This is a genomic window from Microbacterium sp. PMB16 (assembly GCF_051294855.1).
In the GTDB taxonomy this organism is placed as follows: Bacteria; Actinomycetota; Actinomycetes; order Actinomycetales; family Microbacteriaceae; genus Microbacterium.
Map to the genome: position 1 here is coordinate 2,158,665 of NZ_CP145908.1, position 14,591 is coordinate 2,173,255.

Genomic DNA, 14,591 nt, shown 5'->3' on the forward strand with positions numbered 1-14,591 from the left:
AGGTCAGGGGTGCTCTTCGACGATGGTCGGCCACGCGGGGAGGGGGTCGTCGAACATCCGCCACGCATCCGGTCCGGCGGTGAGTTCGTCATCGCTCACGGCGGCGGTGTCGAGGGCGGCGCTGAGCGCGTGCGCGTCGATGCGCAGACCCGTGAACGAGATGTCCTGCCCGGTTGAGGCGGCATCGAGATCCGAGGTGAGCGGGTCGATCCAGATCGCGGAACCGACGTGGTCCCAGCGTGCAAGAACGCTCGACCGCGTCGCCAGCCGACAGAACCCGGCGGATCGGAGGACCAGGCCGTAGCGGCCGGATTCGATGTCGTCGAGCACGGCGGTGAGTCTCGCGGGATGAAACGGCCGCTGCTGCTCGTAGCGGATCGTCGACACCCGCGAGTCCGTCATGTGGGGGTCGTGTTCCTCATTGAGCGCATGCACCCACCCTGCCCTCTCGAGCAACGGGGGGAACTCCTGCGGCGCGGATGCCAGGGCGCTGACATCCTCGACTGGGCCACGCGACAGGCGGACGCGAGCGGCGGGATTGAGGTGGGAGGCGATCGACATCAGAAGCGCCAGACGAGACGTGCCGACGGACTCCCAATTGACGAAGGAGACCAGCGTCGCGCCCTCGATGAGGGACACGGCTCGGCGCGCACGAGCGCCGAAGTCGCCTCGGTCGTCGCCGGGGCGAGCGGTCTCGACGAGCGGGCGCTGGTCTGCGATGTCGTCCAGCAGGTGGAGGGCGTCGACGACGCAGACGACCGGAATCCGCGGATCTCCCGCGAGGTCGAGGTGTGGAAGATCGAGTTCCGTTGCGACGTCCGCCACGAACCGCCAGAGTTCGCCGCTCCCGAGCGGATGCTGCGGCGCGCTGGGCCCGCTGTCGGGCCGGCGCGCGGGAGACCGTTCGGTGATCCGCACCAGGCGTCTGCCTGTCGCCTGGGCGAGCGCGGCTGCGTACCGTCGTCGCTCCGGGATGCATACGCCGACGACGACGAGGGGGTTCATGATCTCCACCGACAACCTGCTCTCTTCTTGACGGGCGCTCCTTGTCACCCTACCTTGTTATTGAGAAACGTTATCAATAAGGAGGATCATCATGAAGGTTCGCGCATCACTCAAATCCTTGAAGAATCAGCCCGGCGCGCAGGTGGTGCGTCGTCGCGGACGCGTATTCGTCATCAACAAGCTCAACCCGCGGTTCAAAGGACGTCAGGGATGAGCTGATCTGCTCGTCTGCCCCTCAGAGGAGAATGTCGCCGGGTGCGCGCAGTGCGCGCCATTCACCCACGCGCGCGTTGCTCTGATTCATCGTGTCGGCGGCGATCAGCGGGCCGAATTCGATCCCCGTGATCCCCGCGATGTCGGCGATCGGCGCCTGGAACGTGCGGAAGGCGCCGAGCGGCGGGGCGGCGAGCAGCCCGTCGCGGGTGTCGACCAGTTCCGTCTGGTCCAGGATGAAGCCGGCGGCGGCGAGACCTTTCGGCCCCTGCCAGGCGGCGACCTTCCAGAATCGCAGCGGGATGCGGATGCCGCGGTACGGCGGATCGGCGTCGCCCAGCACCGGCGCGGTGAAGACGCTCAGACGCTGATCGGTCGTCTCGGCGTACGCGAGCACGTGATCTTCGAGACCGAGCCAGAGCTCCTTGGACTGGTTGAAGCCGGCAGCCTGCGGGGCGGCGTTCGGGTAGAAGAACGTCGCCTCCATCGCGGCGCGCGCGTCATCGGCGTCGCCCCACCCCGGATCGCGCCGGCGCACCAGGTGCCCGCGATCGAGATCGTTGCGCGCGTACACCTCAGGGCCCGTCTGCTCCTCGGGGGTGATCCGCGGGTCAAGCCGCCATTCGCCCTCCCGCGCCAGGTCGCGGAGCTGGGCACCGTCGATGTTCACGGCCGTGACGCGCGCCAGCCGCCGCTCCCGGTCGAGCAGCACGGAGAACCGCGGATAGTCGAGCCGCACGGCATCCGCCCCCGCCCCTCCTCCCGGCAAACCGACCGCCGTCTCCAGGAACCCCGCCTCATACCCACCCGTCATACCCCCATCATGCTGCTCCCGTGGCAGTTGTTGCGGGTTCCGGCAAGGAATGGCCGCAACAACGGCCACGGGAGCGCGCGGGTCAGACCGGGGCGATCTGGGCACGCTGGTCCATCAGGGGGCAGCTGAACACGTCGCGCTCGCCGAGGCCGACGCGATTGATGTAGCGGACCACGATCGCGTAGGACGCGAACAGGCCGATGCGCGTGTACGGCACCCCCAGCTCTCGGCAGTACGCCTCGACCATCGGGGCGGCTCGCCGCAGGTGCGGACGGGGCATGGACGGGAAGAGGTGATGCTCGACCTGGTAGTTCAGCCCGCCGAGGAGGATGTCGACGAACCGGCTCCCCCGCACATTGCGACTCATCAGCACTTGCCGTCGGAGGAAGTCGAGCGTCATGTCGCGCGGGACGACCGGCATCCCCTTGTGGTTCGGCGCGAACGCGATGCCCATGTAGAACCCGAACACCCCGAGCTGCACGGCGAGGAACACGAAGGCGATGCCGGGCGAGAGCACGAGGAAGACGAGCACCAGGAACCCGATGATCCGCACGCTCAGGAACACGATCTCCGCCCAGCGCCGCTCCAGTCGGCCGCGCGTGAGCACGCGCCGCACGCTCGACGCGTGCAGGGAGAGTCCCTCCAGCAGCAAGATCGGGAAGAACATCAGACCCTGATGGGCCCGCAACCACGACACGAGTGGGTTGTGATGTCGAGCGGCGCTCTCCGGCGTGACGGCGATGACGGGTAGCTCGATGTCGGGGTCGGCGCCGAGCTTGTTCGGGTTCGCGTGGTGGCGGGTGTGCTTGTGCTGCCACCAGCCGTAGCTCATGCCGACGAGCAGGTCGCCGAGGATCAGGCTGATCCAGTCGTTCCAGCGGCCGGAGACGAAGATCTGCCGGTGTGCGGCGTCATGCCCGAGGAATGCGATCTGGGTGAAGACGATCGCGAGCGCCGCGGCGGTGAACAACTGCCACCACGTGTCGCCGATCCAGAGGAACGCGAGGATGCAGAGGATGAGCACCAGCGGTGCAGCCACGAGCTTCGTCCAGTAGTAGCCATATCGGCGGCGGAGGAGGCCGCGGGTGCGAACCAGCTGGGCGAGCTCGGTGAAGGTGCTCGATGCACGGGACGCGGTCTCGCGCGGGCGCGGGCGGACGGTCGGACGAATCTCGTCCATGATGACCTCTTCGCAGGTGTCGCCCTAGCGGTGGGCGGCACCGCCTTCTTCTGCCCAGTCCAAGATACGGGCGTCGTCATCGTCGACCGGCTCAGGTGCATCCTCTGTGGTCAGTGTCGGGAAGAGCGCACTGACGGGGACGGATTCCCGTCCCGACGGTTCGGGGCCATGCCCCGCGATCTTCAATTGTGCATTCATGTTCGGACGTTACGCCTCTCAGCTGTATGTGCTCACAGGCTCAGACCGTGCTGCCCGCGGCGAACCGGACCCCTGTCATCTCCTCCGAGATCTGCCACACGCGCCGGGCTTCGTCCTCGCTGCGAAGGCGGGAGTAGACCCGCTGTTCGGCCGGCCCGCCGCCGAGGTGGCCGATACCGCTCGGGCCGTACATCGACCGCCGTCGCGCGTCGGGCGAGGTAGCCGCATACAGTGCGGGGAGGGATGCCGATTCGGGCGTGCCGAACACGATGCCGCGCGCCGACCCCCAGCGGATGATCCGCACGCCGAGGGTGTCCTGCGCGCGCCCGACCTCCGGCCGTGCCGCCAGGAGGCTGGTCGGCGCGACGCCCGGGTGCGAGAGGTTGCTGGTGATGCCCCACCCTTCGGCCTCGCTGCGGCGGTCGAGCTCGAGCGCGAACTGACCGAACGCGATCTTGGACTGGCTGTACGCATGCAAGCCGTTGTAGGACCGCTCCCAGTTCAGGTCGTCCCAGTGGATGGAACGCTCGTTCGCGGCGACGCTGACCTGTGACGTCACGCGGGCGTTCCCGGCGCGCAGCAGCGGGAGCAGGTGCCCGACGAGCGCGAAGTGGCCGAGGTGATTCGTGCCGAGCTGCAGCTCGAAGCCGTCGGAGGTCGCCTGCCGATCGGGCGGGGTCATCACGCCGGCGTTGTTGATCAGCAGATGAACGGGACGCCCGTCCTCCCGCATCCGATCGCCGAACTCCGCGATCGATGTCAGCGACGAGAGATCGAGCGGCAGCAGGGTGAGCTGAGCGGCCGGAACCTTCGCGCGGATGCCGGCGACGGCGGCCTCGCCCTTGCTCGGGTTTCGGACCGGCAGCACGACCTCGGCGCCTGCCTGTGCCAGGCGCGTCGCGATCCGCAGGCCGATGCCGTCGCTCCCTCCGGTGACGACGGCGCGGCGTCCGTGCAGGGAGGGGATGTCGATGTCGATGATCGTGCGTGGCATGAGGTGCTCCTTCGGTTCTTCTCCAGCCTCGTCGACGCGCGATCCGCTATCCAGGACTCGTCGATCAGTGGATGCCGTGGCCACCGCATGTCAGGATCGGGAGCGACGAGAGGATGCCGGGCGCATGGAGATCGACAGGGCAGGGCTCGCGGAGTTCCTCCGACGCCGACGCGACGTGCTGCAGCCGGAAGACGTGGGGATGTCTCGAGGGCAGCGTCGGCGCACGGAGGGTCTTCGCCGCGAGGAGGTGGCGGCGCTCTGCCACATGTCCGCCGACTACTACGCCCGTCTGGAACGCGGCAGCGGTCCGCTGCCGTCGGAGCAGATGATCGCCTCGATCGCGCAAGGGCTGCATCTCTCCCTCGATGAGCGCGACCACCTCTTCCGACTGGCCGGTCATCGGCCTCCGGTGCGAGGAGCCGAGAGCGTGCACGTCTCGCCGGGGATGCTGCGCATCCTCGATCGGCTCGAGGACACTCCCGCCGAAGTCGTGACCGAACTCGGGGAGACGCTGAAGCAGACGGCGCTCGGCGTCGCGCTGACCGGTGACACGGCGGCCCTGGTGGGCCCCGCGCGGAGCATCGGCTTCCGCTGGTTCACCGATCCCGGGTCGCGGGAGCTCTACGACCCGCGCGACCACGACTTCCTTGCGCGCCTGTGGGTCTCGGGTCTGCGTGAGGTCATGGCGCGGAACGGCCCCGGATCGCGGGCCGCCGAGCTCTGCGCCTTGCTCCGCGAATCCAGCGCGGAGTTCCGCGCCCTGTGGGAACGGCAGGAGATCGGGCTGCGGCCGCAGGAGACGAAGCGCTTCGTACATCCCGAGCTCGGAGCGCTCGACCTCTCGTGCCAGAGCCTGATCGACCCGGCGTCCTCGCAGGCGCTGCTCGTGTACACCGCGGCCCCAGGGTCGGAGAGCCACGAGAAGCTCGAGCTCCTCTCCGTCCTGGGGCCGCGATTCGCGCACTGAGCCTGCGTCAGCCGGTGCCCGCCTCCGGCTCCACCCACTGGACGAGCTGATAGACGATGCCGTTCGGGTCGGTCATCTGGAAGTACCGTTCGCCCCACGGCTCGGTCTCGATGGGAGTGACGATCGTGGCGCCCGCCTGCTGCAGGCGGGCGTAGTCGTCGTCGATGGCATCCACCGTGAAGACGACGAGGACGCCGGTCGCGTCGACGGCTGCCGACGACGGCTTGAAGCTCGGCAGACCGGTTCGCAGGAAGATCAGGTTGATCCCGGCATCCGGATGCTGCAGCGAGGAGAACCCGTCTGCCTCCATCGCGACGGCGAAGTCGAGGTGCTGCTGCACCCACTCGGCAGACGCGGCGACGTCGGGCACATTCAGGGAGATGGCGGTCGAGGTGAACTTCATGGAGTTGCTCCTGTCGTTAAACCGTACAGCGTACAATGTACGACGTATAACGCAGATGTGGCAAGATCATTCCCATGGATGCTGATCGGACGGGTGCGGGCGAGCCGAGCAGAACTCTCGCTCTGCTCTGGGGCGAGCCGACGGTCCCGCGCAAGGGCCCGGCCCGCTCTGTCGCGGTCGGCAAGGTCGTCGACGCCGCCCTGGCCATCGCCGACGAGCACGGTCTCGCCGGCGTCACGATGCGGGCGGTCGCCGAGCGCGTCGGTATCGCGCCGATGTCGGTGTACACCTACGTTCCCGGGAAGCCCGAGCTTCTCGACCTCATGGTCGACGCGCTCTACGCCGGGATGCGGACGCCGGAGCTGGCGGAACGATCGTGGCGCGAGCGGATCACGCTGATCGCAGAAGCCAACCGCGACCTTCTCGCCCGGCATCCGTGGCTCACCGAGGTGGCAGCGCTCAGTCGTCCGCCCCTCGGCCCCGGGGTCATGGCGAAGTACGAGTACGAGCTCTCGGCCTTCGACGGCACCGGGCTCGCGGACGTCGACGTCGACGCCTCGCTCACGTATCTCCTCGGTTTCGTGCAGTCGCACGGCCGCGCGGCGCACGATGCGGTGCGCGCCGTGACGGACACGGCGATGAGCGACGAAGGCTGGTGGGCGGCGAATCAGCCCATCCTCGTGCGCGCCCTCGACCCCGAGCGTTTTCCTCGATCGGTGCGGATCGGCGGCGCCGCCGGTGAGGCGCAGGGCGGAGCGTGGAACGCGGAACGGGCGTGGACGTTCGGGCTCGAGCGGACGCTGGATGCGCTCGCCGCGCTGATCGAGGGGCGCGCATCATGAGGGGCCGCCCGCCGGTGCGCGGAGCCGTCGTCGACGACCAGACCCGATGCGTGCACTACCGGAGCTCGGTCGACATCGTCGCGATCCGGTTCGCCTGCTGCGGCGAGTACTACCCGTGCCACCTCTGCCATGAGGAGGCGGCCGGGCATCCCGCCCGCGTCTGGGGGCTCGATGAGCGCGAGACGAGGGCCGTGCTGTGCGGGGCGTGCGGCGGGGAACTGACGATCGCCGACTATCTCACGGCGACCGGATGCCCCCGGTGCGCGGCACCGTTCAACGAGAAGTGCGCGCTGCACGCCCACCTCTACTTCCAGACCGACGCGGGAACCTAGGCGCGGTCAGGCCGTTCGCAGGGCATCGGCAGCGGCGTCGAGTACCGCACCATTGAGGGAGAAGTACGCCCACTTGCCGCGCTGCTCCCTCGTGACCAGACCGGCATCCGCCAGCAGCTTCATGTGGTGAGAAACGGTGCCCTGCGAGAGGCCGACCGGTTCTGTGAGGTCGCAGATGCAGGCTTCCCCACCCTCGCCTTCCGCGATGAGTGACAGCAGTCGCACGCGCGTCGGGTCGCCGAGGGCCTTGAACACTCGGGCAGCTCTCTCCGCGTCCTCGACGGACACCGAGGAGGTGACACGGGGGACGCAGCAGGCGGTCGATTCGATGGTCAGAGGCAGGCTCACATCGGTATTCTCGCACGTATTGACAAACTTCGATAGGTGCGGGATGGTTCTCATATTCAAGAACGTCAATCTGAGGAGAAAGCCATGATCGAGCATCCTGTCGTCGTCATCGGAGCGGGCCCGCAGGGGCTTGCCGCCGCCGCGCACCTGACCGAACGAGGGCAGGACGTCGTGGTGCTGGAACGGGGAACTACTGCCTCGACCGCGGTCCGCGAGTGGGGGCGCGTCCGCCTCTTCTCCGCATGGCCGGAGCTCACCGACTCCGCGGCCCGCCGTCTCCTCGAGCCGTCGGGGTGGTCGGCGCCCGTCTCCGGATATCCGACCGGTGCAGAGTGGGTCGACGGATACCTCGCGCCGCTCGCCGAGGTGCTGGGGGAGCGCGTGCGCTACGGGTTGACGGTCACCGGCGTCGCCCGCCAGGGGCGCGACAAGGTCGTCGACGGTGATCGCGGAGCCCGGCCGTTCGTGGTGCATACACGGGATGCCGCTGGTGGCGAGGGGCGGGTCCACGCGCGAGCTGTCATCGACGCGAGTGGCACGTGGAGCCTTCCGAATCCTGCGGGTGCTGACGGCTATCCGGCCGTCGGTGAGGTCGCATCCGCGCCGCACATCTCCTACCGCATCCCGGATGACGTCTCCGCCTTCGCCGGCGCGCACGTCGTGGTCGTCGGTGCCGGGCACTCGGCCACGCACGCCGCGCTGCGCCTGAGCGGGCTCGTGCGCCGTCAGCCCGGCACTCGTGTCACCTGGGTCCTGCGCCGCGGCGGCACCGCGAACGTCTTCGGCGGCGGTGCAGGGGACGAGCTCCCGGAGCGCGCTGCGCTCGGCTCCCGAGCGCAGAAGGTCGTCGAGAACGGCGCGGTCGACGTCGTCACCGGATTCCGTGTCTCGGAGTTCCGGCAGCAGCGTGACGCTCTGACGATCGTGTCGGACGACGGGCGCGAACTGACCGATGTCTCCCACGTGTTCGCCCTCACCGGGTTCCGGCCTGACGTCGACCTGCTCCGGGAGCTGCGCACCAATCTCGACCCCGCGCTCGAGGCCGTCGCGGGGATCGCCGCGGAGATCGATCCGAACATCCACTCGTGCGGCTCGGTCTCGGCGACGGGTGCGCGGCAGCTCGCGCAGCCCGAACAAGGGCTGTTCATCGTCGGCGCGAAGTCGTACGGCCGGGCGCCGACGTTCCTCGCCCTCACGGGCTTCGAACAGGTGCGAAGTGTCGCCGCTCACCTCGCGGGTGACCACGCGGCTGCGGAGCGCAATGAACTGGAGCTTCCGGCGACCGGTGTCTGCGGGGGCGCGGGAGGTTTCGATGCGACAGAAGGCGGATGCTGCGGCACGCCCGCCGTGCTGCAGATCGGGGCGCGCCCGGTCGCCGTCGGCTGACAATGCCGCCCCTCGCGGTGGCCGGGTGTCCGGGAGGTGAACTCTTCGTCAGTGGCTTGCCGTTGATATCGATGAATGTCAATATAGACACATGTCGATTCAAGAGGTTGAGCTGGTCATCATCGGGTCCGGCCCCGCGGGCTACACCGCGGCCGTCTACGCGGCGCGTGCAGGCCTCGCGCCGGTGGTCCTGGCCGGGTCGGTGACCGCGGGCGGCGCGCTGATGACCACGACCGAGGTGGAGAACTTCCCCGGATTCGTCGACGGAGTGCAAGGCCCGGAACTGATGGAGTCGATGCGCGCGCAGGCCGAACGCTTCGGCGCTCGCATCCTGCTCGACGATGCGATCCGTGTCGACCTGGACCAGACCGTCAAGACGATCGAGACGGGTGCAGGCGAGACGTTCCATGCGCGGGCCGTGATTCTGACGATGGGATCCGCGTACCGCAAGCTGGGCCTGCCCGACGAGGAGCGGCTCAGCGGGCACGGGGTCTCCTGGTGTGCCACCTGCGACGGATTCTTCTTCCGCAACCGAGAGATCGTCGTCGTGGGTGGCGGGGACTCGGCAATGGAGGAAGCGCTGTTCCTCACGCGTTTCGCATCCAAGGTCACGCTCGTGCACCGTCGCGACGAGTTCCGGGCCTCGAAGATCATGGCACAGCGGGTATTGGATCACCCCAAGATCGAGGTCGTCTGGAACAGCGAGGTCGCGGTCCTCAACGGAGCCGAGAAGGTCGAATCCGTGACTCTCCGCGACACTGTGACCGGGGCTGAGCGCGATCTGTCTGTGGCCGGAGTCTTCGTCGCGATCGGTCACGACCCTCGTTCAGAACTGGTCGCAGGCATCGTCGACACGGACGCCGAAGGGTACGTGCTGGTGGAGCACCCGTCGACGCGCACCGACGTGGTCGGCGTCTTCGCCGCGGGCGACCTCGTCGACCACACGTACCGTCAGGCGATCACCGCCGCGGGAACCGGATGCGCGGCCGCGCAAGACGCTCAGCACTACCTGAGTGCGATCGAAGGGGCCGCGGCATCCTCGGTCTCGGCGGGAGCAGTCCACGCATGAGCACTGCCACGCTTCCCGCATCCGTGACGCCGCGCCGCCTCTCGACGCTCGACCGGTGGCTGCCGCTGTGGATCGGACTCGCGATGGTCGGCGGCATCCTGGTCGGCCGATTCATCCCCGGCGTCTCCGAGGCGCTCGCAGACCTCGAGGTCGGCGGAATCTCTCTGCCCATCGCGCTCGGACTGCTGGTGATGATGTACCCGGTCCTCGCGAAGGTGCGCTACGACAAAGTCGCCGCGGTCGCGGGGGACAAGAAACTGTTGGTCTCCTCCCTCGTGCTCAACTGGGTCGCAGGCCCGGCGCTCATGTTCGCGCTCGCCTGGGCTTTCCTCCCTGACCTTCCCGAATATCGCACCGGCCTCATCATCGTCGGACTCGCACGCTGCATCGCGATGGTCGTCATCTGGAACGATCTCGCGTGCGGTGACCGCGAAGCCGCCGCCGTGCTCGTCGCCATCAACTCCTTGTTCCAGGTCGTGGCGTTCTCCCTGCTCGGCTGGTTCTATCTCACCGTTCTGCCCAACTGGCTCGGCCTCGACTCCCAGGGGCTCGATATCTCGATAGGGCAGATCGCGCTCAACGTGCTGATCTTCCTCGGCGTACCGCTGGTGGCGGGCTTCGCCTCTCGATTCATCGGGGAACGGCGCAAGGGCCGCGACTGGTACGAAGCGGAGTTCGTCCCGCGCATCGGCCCCTGGGCCCTGTACGGCCTGCTGTTCACCATCGTGCTGCTCTTCGCTCTGCAGGGGGAGCAGGTCGCGAACCGGCCGTGGGATGTTGCCCGGATCGCTCTTCCGCTGCTCGTCTACTTCGCGGTGATGTGGTTCGCCGGGCTCTTCGCCGGCAAGGCGCTCGGCCTCGGATACGCGCGTTCCTCCACGCTCGCCTTCACCGCAGCGGGCAACAACTTCGAGCTCGCCATCGCCGTCGCCATCGGTACATTCGGCGCGACCTCGGGCCAAGCGCTGGCCGGCGTGGTGGGCCCGCTGATCGAGGTTCCCGTCCTCGTGGCGCTCGTCTACGTCTCGCTGTGGGCGGCGCGACGCTGGTTCCACACCGATCCGTATATCGCTGAGAGGATTCCGTCATGAACGTCACCCTGACGGCGGCAGCCGACACCTGCAGTCCCGTCGCCACTCATGCGATCGGCCTGGAAGCGGCTTCGTCGGTCGCCGCGACGCTGAAGGCGCTCTCCGACCCGCTTCGTCTGCGGATGCTGTCGGCCATCGCCTCCGACCCCCGCGGGGAATCGTGCGTCTGCGACCTCGCAGAGCTGGCCGACGTCTCCCAGCCGACGGTTTCGCATCACCTCAAGGTGCTGAAGGACGTCGATGTGCTGACCTCGGAGCGTCGCGGTACCTGGGTCTGGTATCGGATCAACCCGAACAGGCGAGGTGCGGTGACGGCACTGCTCGACTCGTTCGCCCCGGCGACGGTGACACAGGAATCCACCGGAACGCCTGAGGACGACGGCGCGCTGCGACCCGATTTCGACGCGCGCGTGACGCGACTCGCTCAGGAGCTGGCCGCAGCAGTGCCGGAACTCGACGAGAGCACGGTGCTCGCGACGGTGCGCGAGTCGTACACGGCGCTCGCACTGTCCGCACGGGTGACGTCGTCCCTGATACCGCTCACCGAGCGTTTCGCCCGCCAGCGTCTGAGCGACTTGACGCGCGACCGCCAAGGCTCCGTCCCGCAGGTGCTCTTCGTCTGCGTCGCGAATGCCGGACGCTCTCAGCTCGCGGCTGCGCTCGTGAACCGATTGGCAGGCGGAAAGGTCATCGCCCGCTCGGCAGGCTCGAGTCCCGCCGATGTCATCCATCCGCACGTGCGCTCGCTGCTTGCCGAGATCGAGGGCGAAGTGGCGGCCGAGCGCTTCCCGAAGCCGCTCACCGACGACGCCGTCCGCGCGGCCGACGTCGTCGTGACCATGGGCTGCGGCGACGTCTGCCCGATCATTCCCGGAGTCCGCTACGACGACTGGGCGGTCGGCGATCCCGCCCTCGCGTCACGCGAAGGCGTCGAAGCAATCCGCGATGACATCGCGGCCCGGGTTCGCGTCCTCGTCGACGGCCTCCTTCCCTGACCACACCACGCACCAGGAGCAAATCATGACCGAAATCAAGACCACCCCTTCCGTCCTCTTCGTGTGCGTGCATAACGCCGGACGCTCGCAGATGGCAGCGGGATTCCTGCGCGACATCGCGGGCGATCGCATCGAAGTCCGCTCGGCGGGATCCATGCCCGCCGACCAGATCAACCCGATCGCGGTCGCGGCCATGGCGGAGCTCGGCATCGACATCACGGCCGAGCAGCCGAAGGTCCTCACGACGGAGGCCGTCCAGGCGTCCGACGTCGTGATCACGATGGGATGCGGCGACGCGTGCCCGTTCTTCCCGGGCAAGCGCTACGAGGACTGGAAGCTCGACGACCCGGCCGGGCAGGGCATCGATGCCGTGCGACCCATCCGCGACGACATCCGGGCACGGATCGAGCAGTTGGTGAGCGAGCTCGTCTGAGGCACTCCCCGCGCGTTCGTTCACGAAGTTGGATACCTACATGACCCGGCGAGGGTGAACGGCGCCCCAACTTGTATTGACATCTTCGCGAGAACCGCGCGCGCGGGGGCGGCCCGGTTCGAGACTGGCTCATGGCACGGACCTCACCATGCCATGACCCCACATCTCGGAGATGAAATGTCCTCGTATCGCAAGCGAGCGGTTGTCGTGACAACCGCAGCCGCATGCCTCCTGTCCCCGCTCGCGGCCGTTCCCGCCGCCGCAGTCGACGACGCCAAGCCCGTGAAGACCCTCGTGGTCGGCATCGACGGTGCGTCGTTCGACTTCCTCGACGACGCCGACATGCCGAACCTCGACGCCCTCATGGCACGTGGCATGGTCTCATCGAGCAACCTCTACGCTTCGCCGATGGCGGGAACGATCTCGGGCCCCGGGTGGTCGACGATCGCGACGGGCGTCTGGCCCGACAAGCACAACGTGCTCGACAACAACTTCACAGCCCCGAAGTTCGACGTCTTCCCCGACTACCTGACGCGCATCGAGAAGGCACAGCCCGATCGCTCCACCGCGGTCGTCGCCACGTGGTCGCCTATCGCGACCACGGTGTTCGGCTCTGCGGTGGACTCCCGCGTCCAGGGCGGAAACGACGTCGGCACGACCGCGAAAGCCGTCGAGACCATCGCGAACGGTGCCGACGACGTGTTCGTGCACCTGGATGAGGTCGACGGCGCCGGACACAGCGTGGGAACGAACGGCGCCGCCTACGGACGCGCCCTGGCGAAGGCGGATGCCGAACTCGGACAGATCCTCGCCGCCGTCGACGCCCGCTCGGCCGAAGAGGACTGGCTGGTCGTCGTGACTGCCGACCACGGACACACCCCGACCGGCGGACATGGCGGCAGCAGCCCGGCCGAGCGCAAGGTGTTCGTGATCGCGGCCGGTCCCGGCATCGCGCCCGGCGTGCGGCACGACGTCAAGATCTCCGACGTCGCCCCGACAGTGCTCTCCGCGGTCGGCATCGCGGCCGACCCGGCGTGGAAGCTCGACGGCGCCGCGGCATCCGCCCTCGCGCCCGATGCGTTCGATGCGCTGCGACCCGTCCTGCAGACCCGCGCCGACGAGACGCGCCCCGGCGCCGACGTGAAGGGCTGGACGCACGCGGCACCCGAAGGCTGGAGCATCGACAACTCCCGCATGCCCACGGGCGGCGTCAAGGAGTGGTCCGGCTGGTCGTTCGCCACGGATGAGTTCTGGACCAACGTCGAACTCGGGCAGCGTCGAGAGACGTCCGTGCGTGCGCGCGACGTGTTCGCCGTGGCCGACTCCGACGAGTGGGACGACAAGTCGCACGCGGCGGGAGCATTCGACTCGACGCTCGTCAGCCCGGCGTACCCGCTCACCGGGGCAGCCACCGCGACCCTGGCCTACGCGACCAACTACGTCATCGACGGCCCGCAGTCGGCCGAGGTTCTGGTCAGCTTCGACGGCGGCGAGCCGCGGTCGCTCAAGACGTACTCGGTGAACACGAACGGCGCAGAGCGCCTCGCTTTCGACGTGCCGGTGGGCGCGCGCACCGCGCAGTTCCGGTTCCACTACACCGGCACCAACAGCGCCTTCTGGGTGGTCGACCAGGTCGCTCTGCAGCAGGCGGCTGCGCCGGTCGACACGACGAAGCCGGTCGCGACCCTCGCCGCGCCGACGACCGCAGGCCCGACGCCCTCGGTGAAGCTGCGCGTGGAGGCGACCGACGACATCGGCCTGAAGCGCATCGTGGCGAACATCTACAAGGACGGCACGCTCGTGAAGAGCACGCAGACCGCGATGAACGGTGCGAAGAGCGGTGTGCACGAGTCCACGCAGACCCTGCCGGACGGCACCTACACGGTGAAGTACAACGCCGAAGATCTCGCGGGCAACATCGCGCGAACGGGATCCTTCGCCTTCACGATCGACGCCACTGTTCCGACCGCGACCGTCAAGGAGGGCGGCGCGTTCACGCTCGGCACCGGCGGCGCATACGACGTCGTGAGCTTCAAGCTCTACGACGCGGGCAAGGTCTCGCAGGTCACCGTCAACGGGGTCGTCAAGGATCTCTCCGACAACACCTGGTCTGACCTCAACTTCGTCAAGCCGGGTGCCTTCGGGGCGGTGCGCGGACAGAACACTCTGGTCGTCCAGGACGTGGCCGGCAACACGAAGACGGTCACTTTCACCCTGAACTGACCTCACGACCGCGGGTGCGTCGTACGCGACGCACCCGCGGTCACCTCTCGGCTTTCGGGTGATCCACAGGAAGCAAGCGAGCGCCCTTGTAGCCTGGA

General features: G+C 68.2%; 16 protein-coding genes. 10 read left to right on the forward strand and 6 right to left on the reverse strand.

The features are described 5' to 3' along the window. Positions 1–3: 3 nt before the first annotated feature. Complete coding sequence (locus tag V5D55_RS10325) at positions 4–1,005, reverse strand: GTP-binding protein (protein WP_435742601.1); 1,002 nt, start codon at positions 1,003–1,005, stop codon at positions 4–6. A gap of 91 nt (positions 1,006–1,096) precedes the next feature. Here V5D55_RS10325 and ykgO point away from each other — a divergent pair, with 91 nt between their 5' ends. Beyond that, positions 1,097–1,219 (forward strand): type B 50S ribosomal protein L36, encoded by a 123-nt coding sequence (ykgO, locus tag V5D55_RS10330; protein ID WP_036311902.1) that lies wholly within the window; start codon positions 1,097–1,099, stop codon positions 1,217–1,219. A 21-nt stretch (positions 1,220–1,240) separates the two neighbouring features. On the opposite strand, the gene V5D55_RS10335 is transcribed toward ykgO, so the two are convergent. From V5D55_RS10335 to V5D55_RS10345, 3 genes are all read right to left on the reverse strand, one after another. Then, the gene (locus V5D55_RS10335; protein WP_435742604.1) at positions 1,241–2,032 is read right to left on the reverse strand and encodes a DNA/RNA non-specific endonuclease; all 792 of its coding nucleotides are present in this window, start codon (positions 2,030–2,032) and stop codon (positions 1,241–1,243) included. An 82-nt stretch (positions 2,033–2,114) separates the two neighbouring features. Continuing rightward, positions 2,115–3,212 (reverse strand): fatty acid desaturase family protein, encoded by a 1,098-nt coding sequence (locus V5D55_RS10340; protein ID WP_435742606.1) that lies wholly within the window; start codon positions 3,210–3,212, stop codon positions 2,115–2,117. Positions 3,213–3,450: 238 nt separating this feature from the next. Continuing rightward, positions 3,451–4,404 (reverse strand): SDR family oxidoreductase, encoded by a 954-nt coding sequence (locus V5D55_RS10345; RefSeq protein WP_435742608.1) that lies wholly within the window; start codon positions 4,402–4,404, stop codon positions 3,451–3,453. A gap of 124 nt (positions 4,405–4,528) precedes the next feature. On the opposite strand from V5D55_RS10345, the gene V5D55_RS10350 reads away from it, so the two are divergent. Beyond that, positions 4,529–5,371, forward strand: coding sequence for a helix-turn-helix transcriptional regulator (locus V5D55_RS10350; protein ID WP_435742610.1), 843 nt, complete (start codon positions 4,529–4,531; stop codon positions 5,369–5,371). A 7-nt stretch (positions 5,372–5,378) separates the two neighbouring features. Here the strand turns inward: V5D55_RS10350 and V5D55_RS10355 are convergent, their stop codons facing one another. Further along, entirely contained in the window at positions 5,379–5,774 is a 396-nt protein-coding gene (locus V5D55_RS10355) for a VOC family protein (protein ID WP_435742611.1), read from the reverse strand. A 74-nt stretch (positions 5,775–5,848) separates the two neighbouring features. On the opposite strand from V5D55_RS10355, the gene V5D55_RS10360 reads away from it, so the two are divergent. Next, the gene (locus V5D55_RS10360) at positions 5,849–6,616 is read left to right on the forward strand and encodes a TetR/AcrR family transcriptional regulator (protein ID WP_435742613.1); all 768 of its coding nucleotides are present in this window, start codon (positions 5,849–5,851) and stop codon (positions 6,614–6,616) included. Next, complete coding sequence (locus tag V5D55_RS10365) at positions 6,613–6,948, forward strand: CHY zinc finger protein (protein WP_435742615.1); 336 nt, start codon at positions 6,613–6,615, stop codon at positions 6,946–6,948. The genes V5D55_RS10360 and V5D55_RS10365 overlap by 4 nt, the downstream gene beginning before the upstream one ends. 6 nt (positions 6,949–6,954) lie before the next feature. On the opposite strand, the gene V5D55_RS10370 is transcribed toward V5D55_RS10365, so the two are convergent. Continuing rightward, the gene (locus tag V5D55_RS10370; protein ID WP_435742617.1) at positions 6,955–7,296 is read right to left on the reverse strand and encodes an ArsR/SmtB family transcription factor; all 342 of its coding nucleotides are present in this window, start codon (positions 7,294–7,296) and stop codon (positions 6,955–6,957) included. 84 nt (positions 7,297–7,380) lie between these two features. On the opposite strand from V5D55_RS10370, the gene V5D55_RS10375 reads away from it, so the two are divergent. The 6 genes from V5D55_RS10375 to V5D55_RS10400 all read left to right on the forward strand — a co-directional run bounded on the left by V5D55_RS10375 (position 7,381) and on the right by V5D55_RS10400 (position 14,493). Further along, positions 7,381–8,682 (forward strand): FAD-dependent oxidoreductase, encoded by a 1,302-nt coding sequence (locus V5D55_RS10375; protein ID WP_435742619.1) that lies wholly within the window; start codon positions 7,381–7,383, stop codon positions 8,680–8,682. Positions 8,683–8,773: 91 nt separating this feature from the next. Beyond that, entirely contained in the window at positions 8,774–9,751 is a 978-nt protein-coding gene (gene trxB / locus V5D55_RS10380; RefSeq protein ID WP_435742621.1) for a thioredoxin-disulfide reductase, read from the forward strand. Beyond that, positions 9,748–10,842 (forward strand): ACR3 family arsenite efflux transporter, encoded by a 1,095-nt coding sequence (gene arsB / locus V5D55_RS10385; RefSeq protein WP_435742624.1) that lies wholly within the window; start codon positions 9,748–9,750, stop codon positions 10,840–10,842. Before trxB ends, arsB begins: the two co-directional genes overlap by 4 nt. Further along, the gene (locus V5D55_RS10390) at positions 10,839–11,837 is read left to right on the forward strand and encodes a metalloregulator ArsR/SmtB family transcription factor (protein WP_435742627.1); all 999 of its coding nucleotides are present in this window, start codon (positions 10,839–10,841) and stop codon (positions 11,835–11,837) included. Before arsB ends, V5D55_RS10390 begins: the two co-directional genes overlap by 4 nt. Positions 11,838–11,862: 25 nt before the next feature. After that, on the forward strand, positions 11,863–12,270 hold the full coding sequence (locus tag V5D55_RS10395; protein WP_435742629.1) for an arsenate reductase ArsC: 408 nt from the start codon (positions 11,863–11,865) through the stop codon (positions 12,268–12,270). 207 nt (positions 12,271–12,477) lie between these two features. Then, positions 12,478–14,493, forward strand: a complete 2,016-nt coding sequence (locus V5D55_RS10400; RefSeq protein WP_435742632.1) for an alkaline phosphatase family protein — start codon at positions 12,478–12,480, stop codon at positions 14,491–14,493. The last annotated feature ends 98 nt before the right edge of the window (positions 14,494–14,591 follow it).

What these genes read in the sequence shown, in the direction of transcription:
- V5D55_RS10325 (WP_435742601.1), bottom strand. Translation starts at nt 1,005, where the DNA reads ATGAACCCCCTCGTCGTCGTCGGCGTATGCATCCCGGAGCGACGACGG.
- ykgO (WP_036311902.1), top strand. Translation starts at nt 1,097, where the DNA reads ATGAAGGTTCGCGCATCACTCAAATCCTTGAAGAATCAGCCCGGCGCG.
- V5D55_RS10335 (WP_435742604.1), bottom strand. Translation starts at nt 2,032, where the DNA reads ATGACGGGTGGGTATGAGGCGGGGTTCCTGGAGACGGCGGTCGGTTTG.
- V5D55_RS10340 (WP_435742606.1), bottom strand. Translation starts at nt 3,212, where the DNA reads ATGGACGAGATTCGTCCGACCGTCCGCCCGCGCCCGCGCGAGACCGCG.
- V5D55_RS10345 (WP_435742608.1), bottom strand. Translation starts at nt 4,404, where the DNA reads ATGCCACGCACGATCATCGACATCGACATCCCCTCCCTGCACGGACGC.
- V5D55_RS10350 (WP_435742610.1), top strand. Translation starts at nt 4,529, where the DNA reads ATGGAGATCGACAGGGCAGGGCTCGCGGAGTTCCTCCGACGCCGACGC.
- V5D55_RS10355 (WP_435742611.1), bottom strand. Translation starts at nt 5,774, where the DNA reads ATGAAGTTCACCTCGACCGCCATCTCCCTGAATGTGCCCGACGTCGCC.
- V5D55_RS10360 (WP_435742613.1), top strand. Translation starts at nt 5,849, where the DNA reads ATGGATGCTGATCGGACGGGTGCGGGCGAGCCGAGCAGAACTCTCGCT.
- V5D55_RS10365 (WP_435742615.1), top strand. Translation starts at nt 6,613, where the DNA reads ATGAGGGGCCGCCCGCCGGTGCGCGGAGCCGTCGTCGACGACCAGACC.
- V5D55_RS10375 (WP_435742619.1), top strand. Translation starts at nt 7,381, where the DNA reads ATGATCGAGCATCCTGTCGTCGTCATCGGAGCGGGCCCGCAGGGGCTT.
- trxB (WP_435742621.1), top strand. Translation starts at nt 8,774, where the DNA reads ATGTCGATTCAAGAGGTTGAGCTGGTCATCATCGGGTCCGGCCCCGCG.
- arsB (WP_435742624.1), top strand. Translation starts at nt 9,748, where the DNA reads ATGAGCACTGCCACGCTTCCCGCATCCGTGACGCCGCGCCGCCTCTCG.
- V5D55_RS10390 (WP_435742627.1), top strand. Translation starts at nt 10,839, where the DNA reads ATGAACGTCACCCTGACGGCGGCAGCCGACACCTGCAGTCCCGTCGCC.
- V5D55_RS10395 (WP_435742629.1), top strand. Translation starts at nt 11,863, where the DNA reads ATGACCGAAATCAAGACCACCCCTTCCGTCCTCTTCGTGTGCGTGCAT.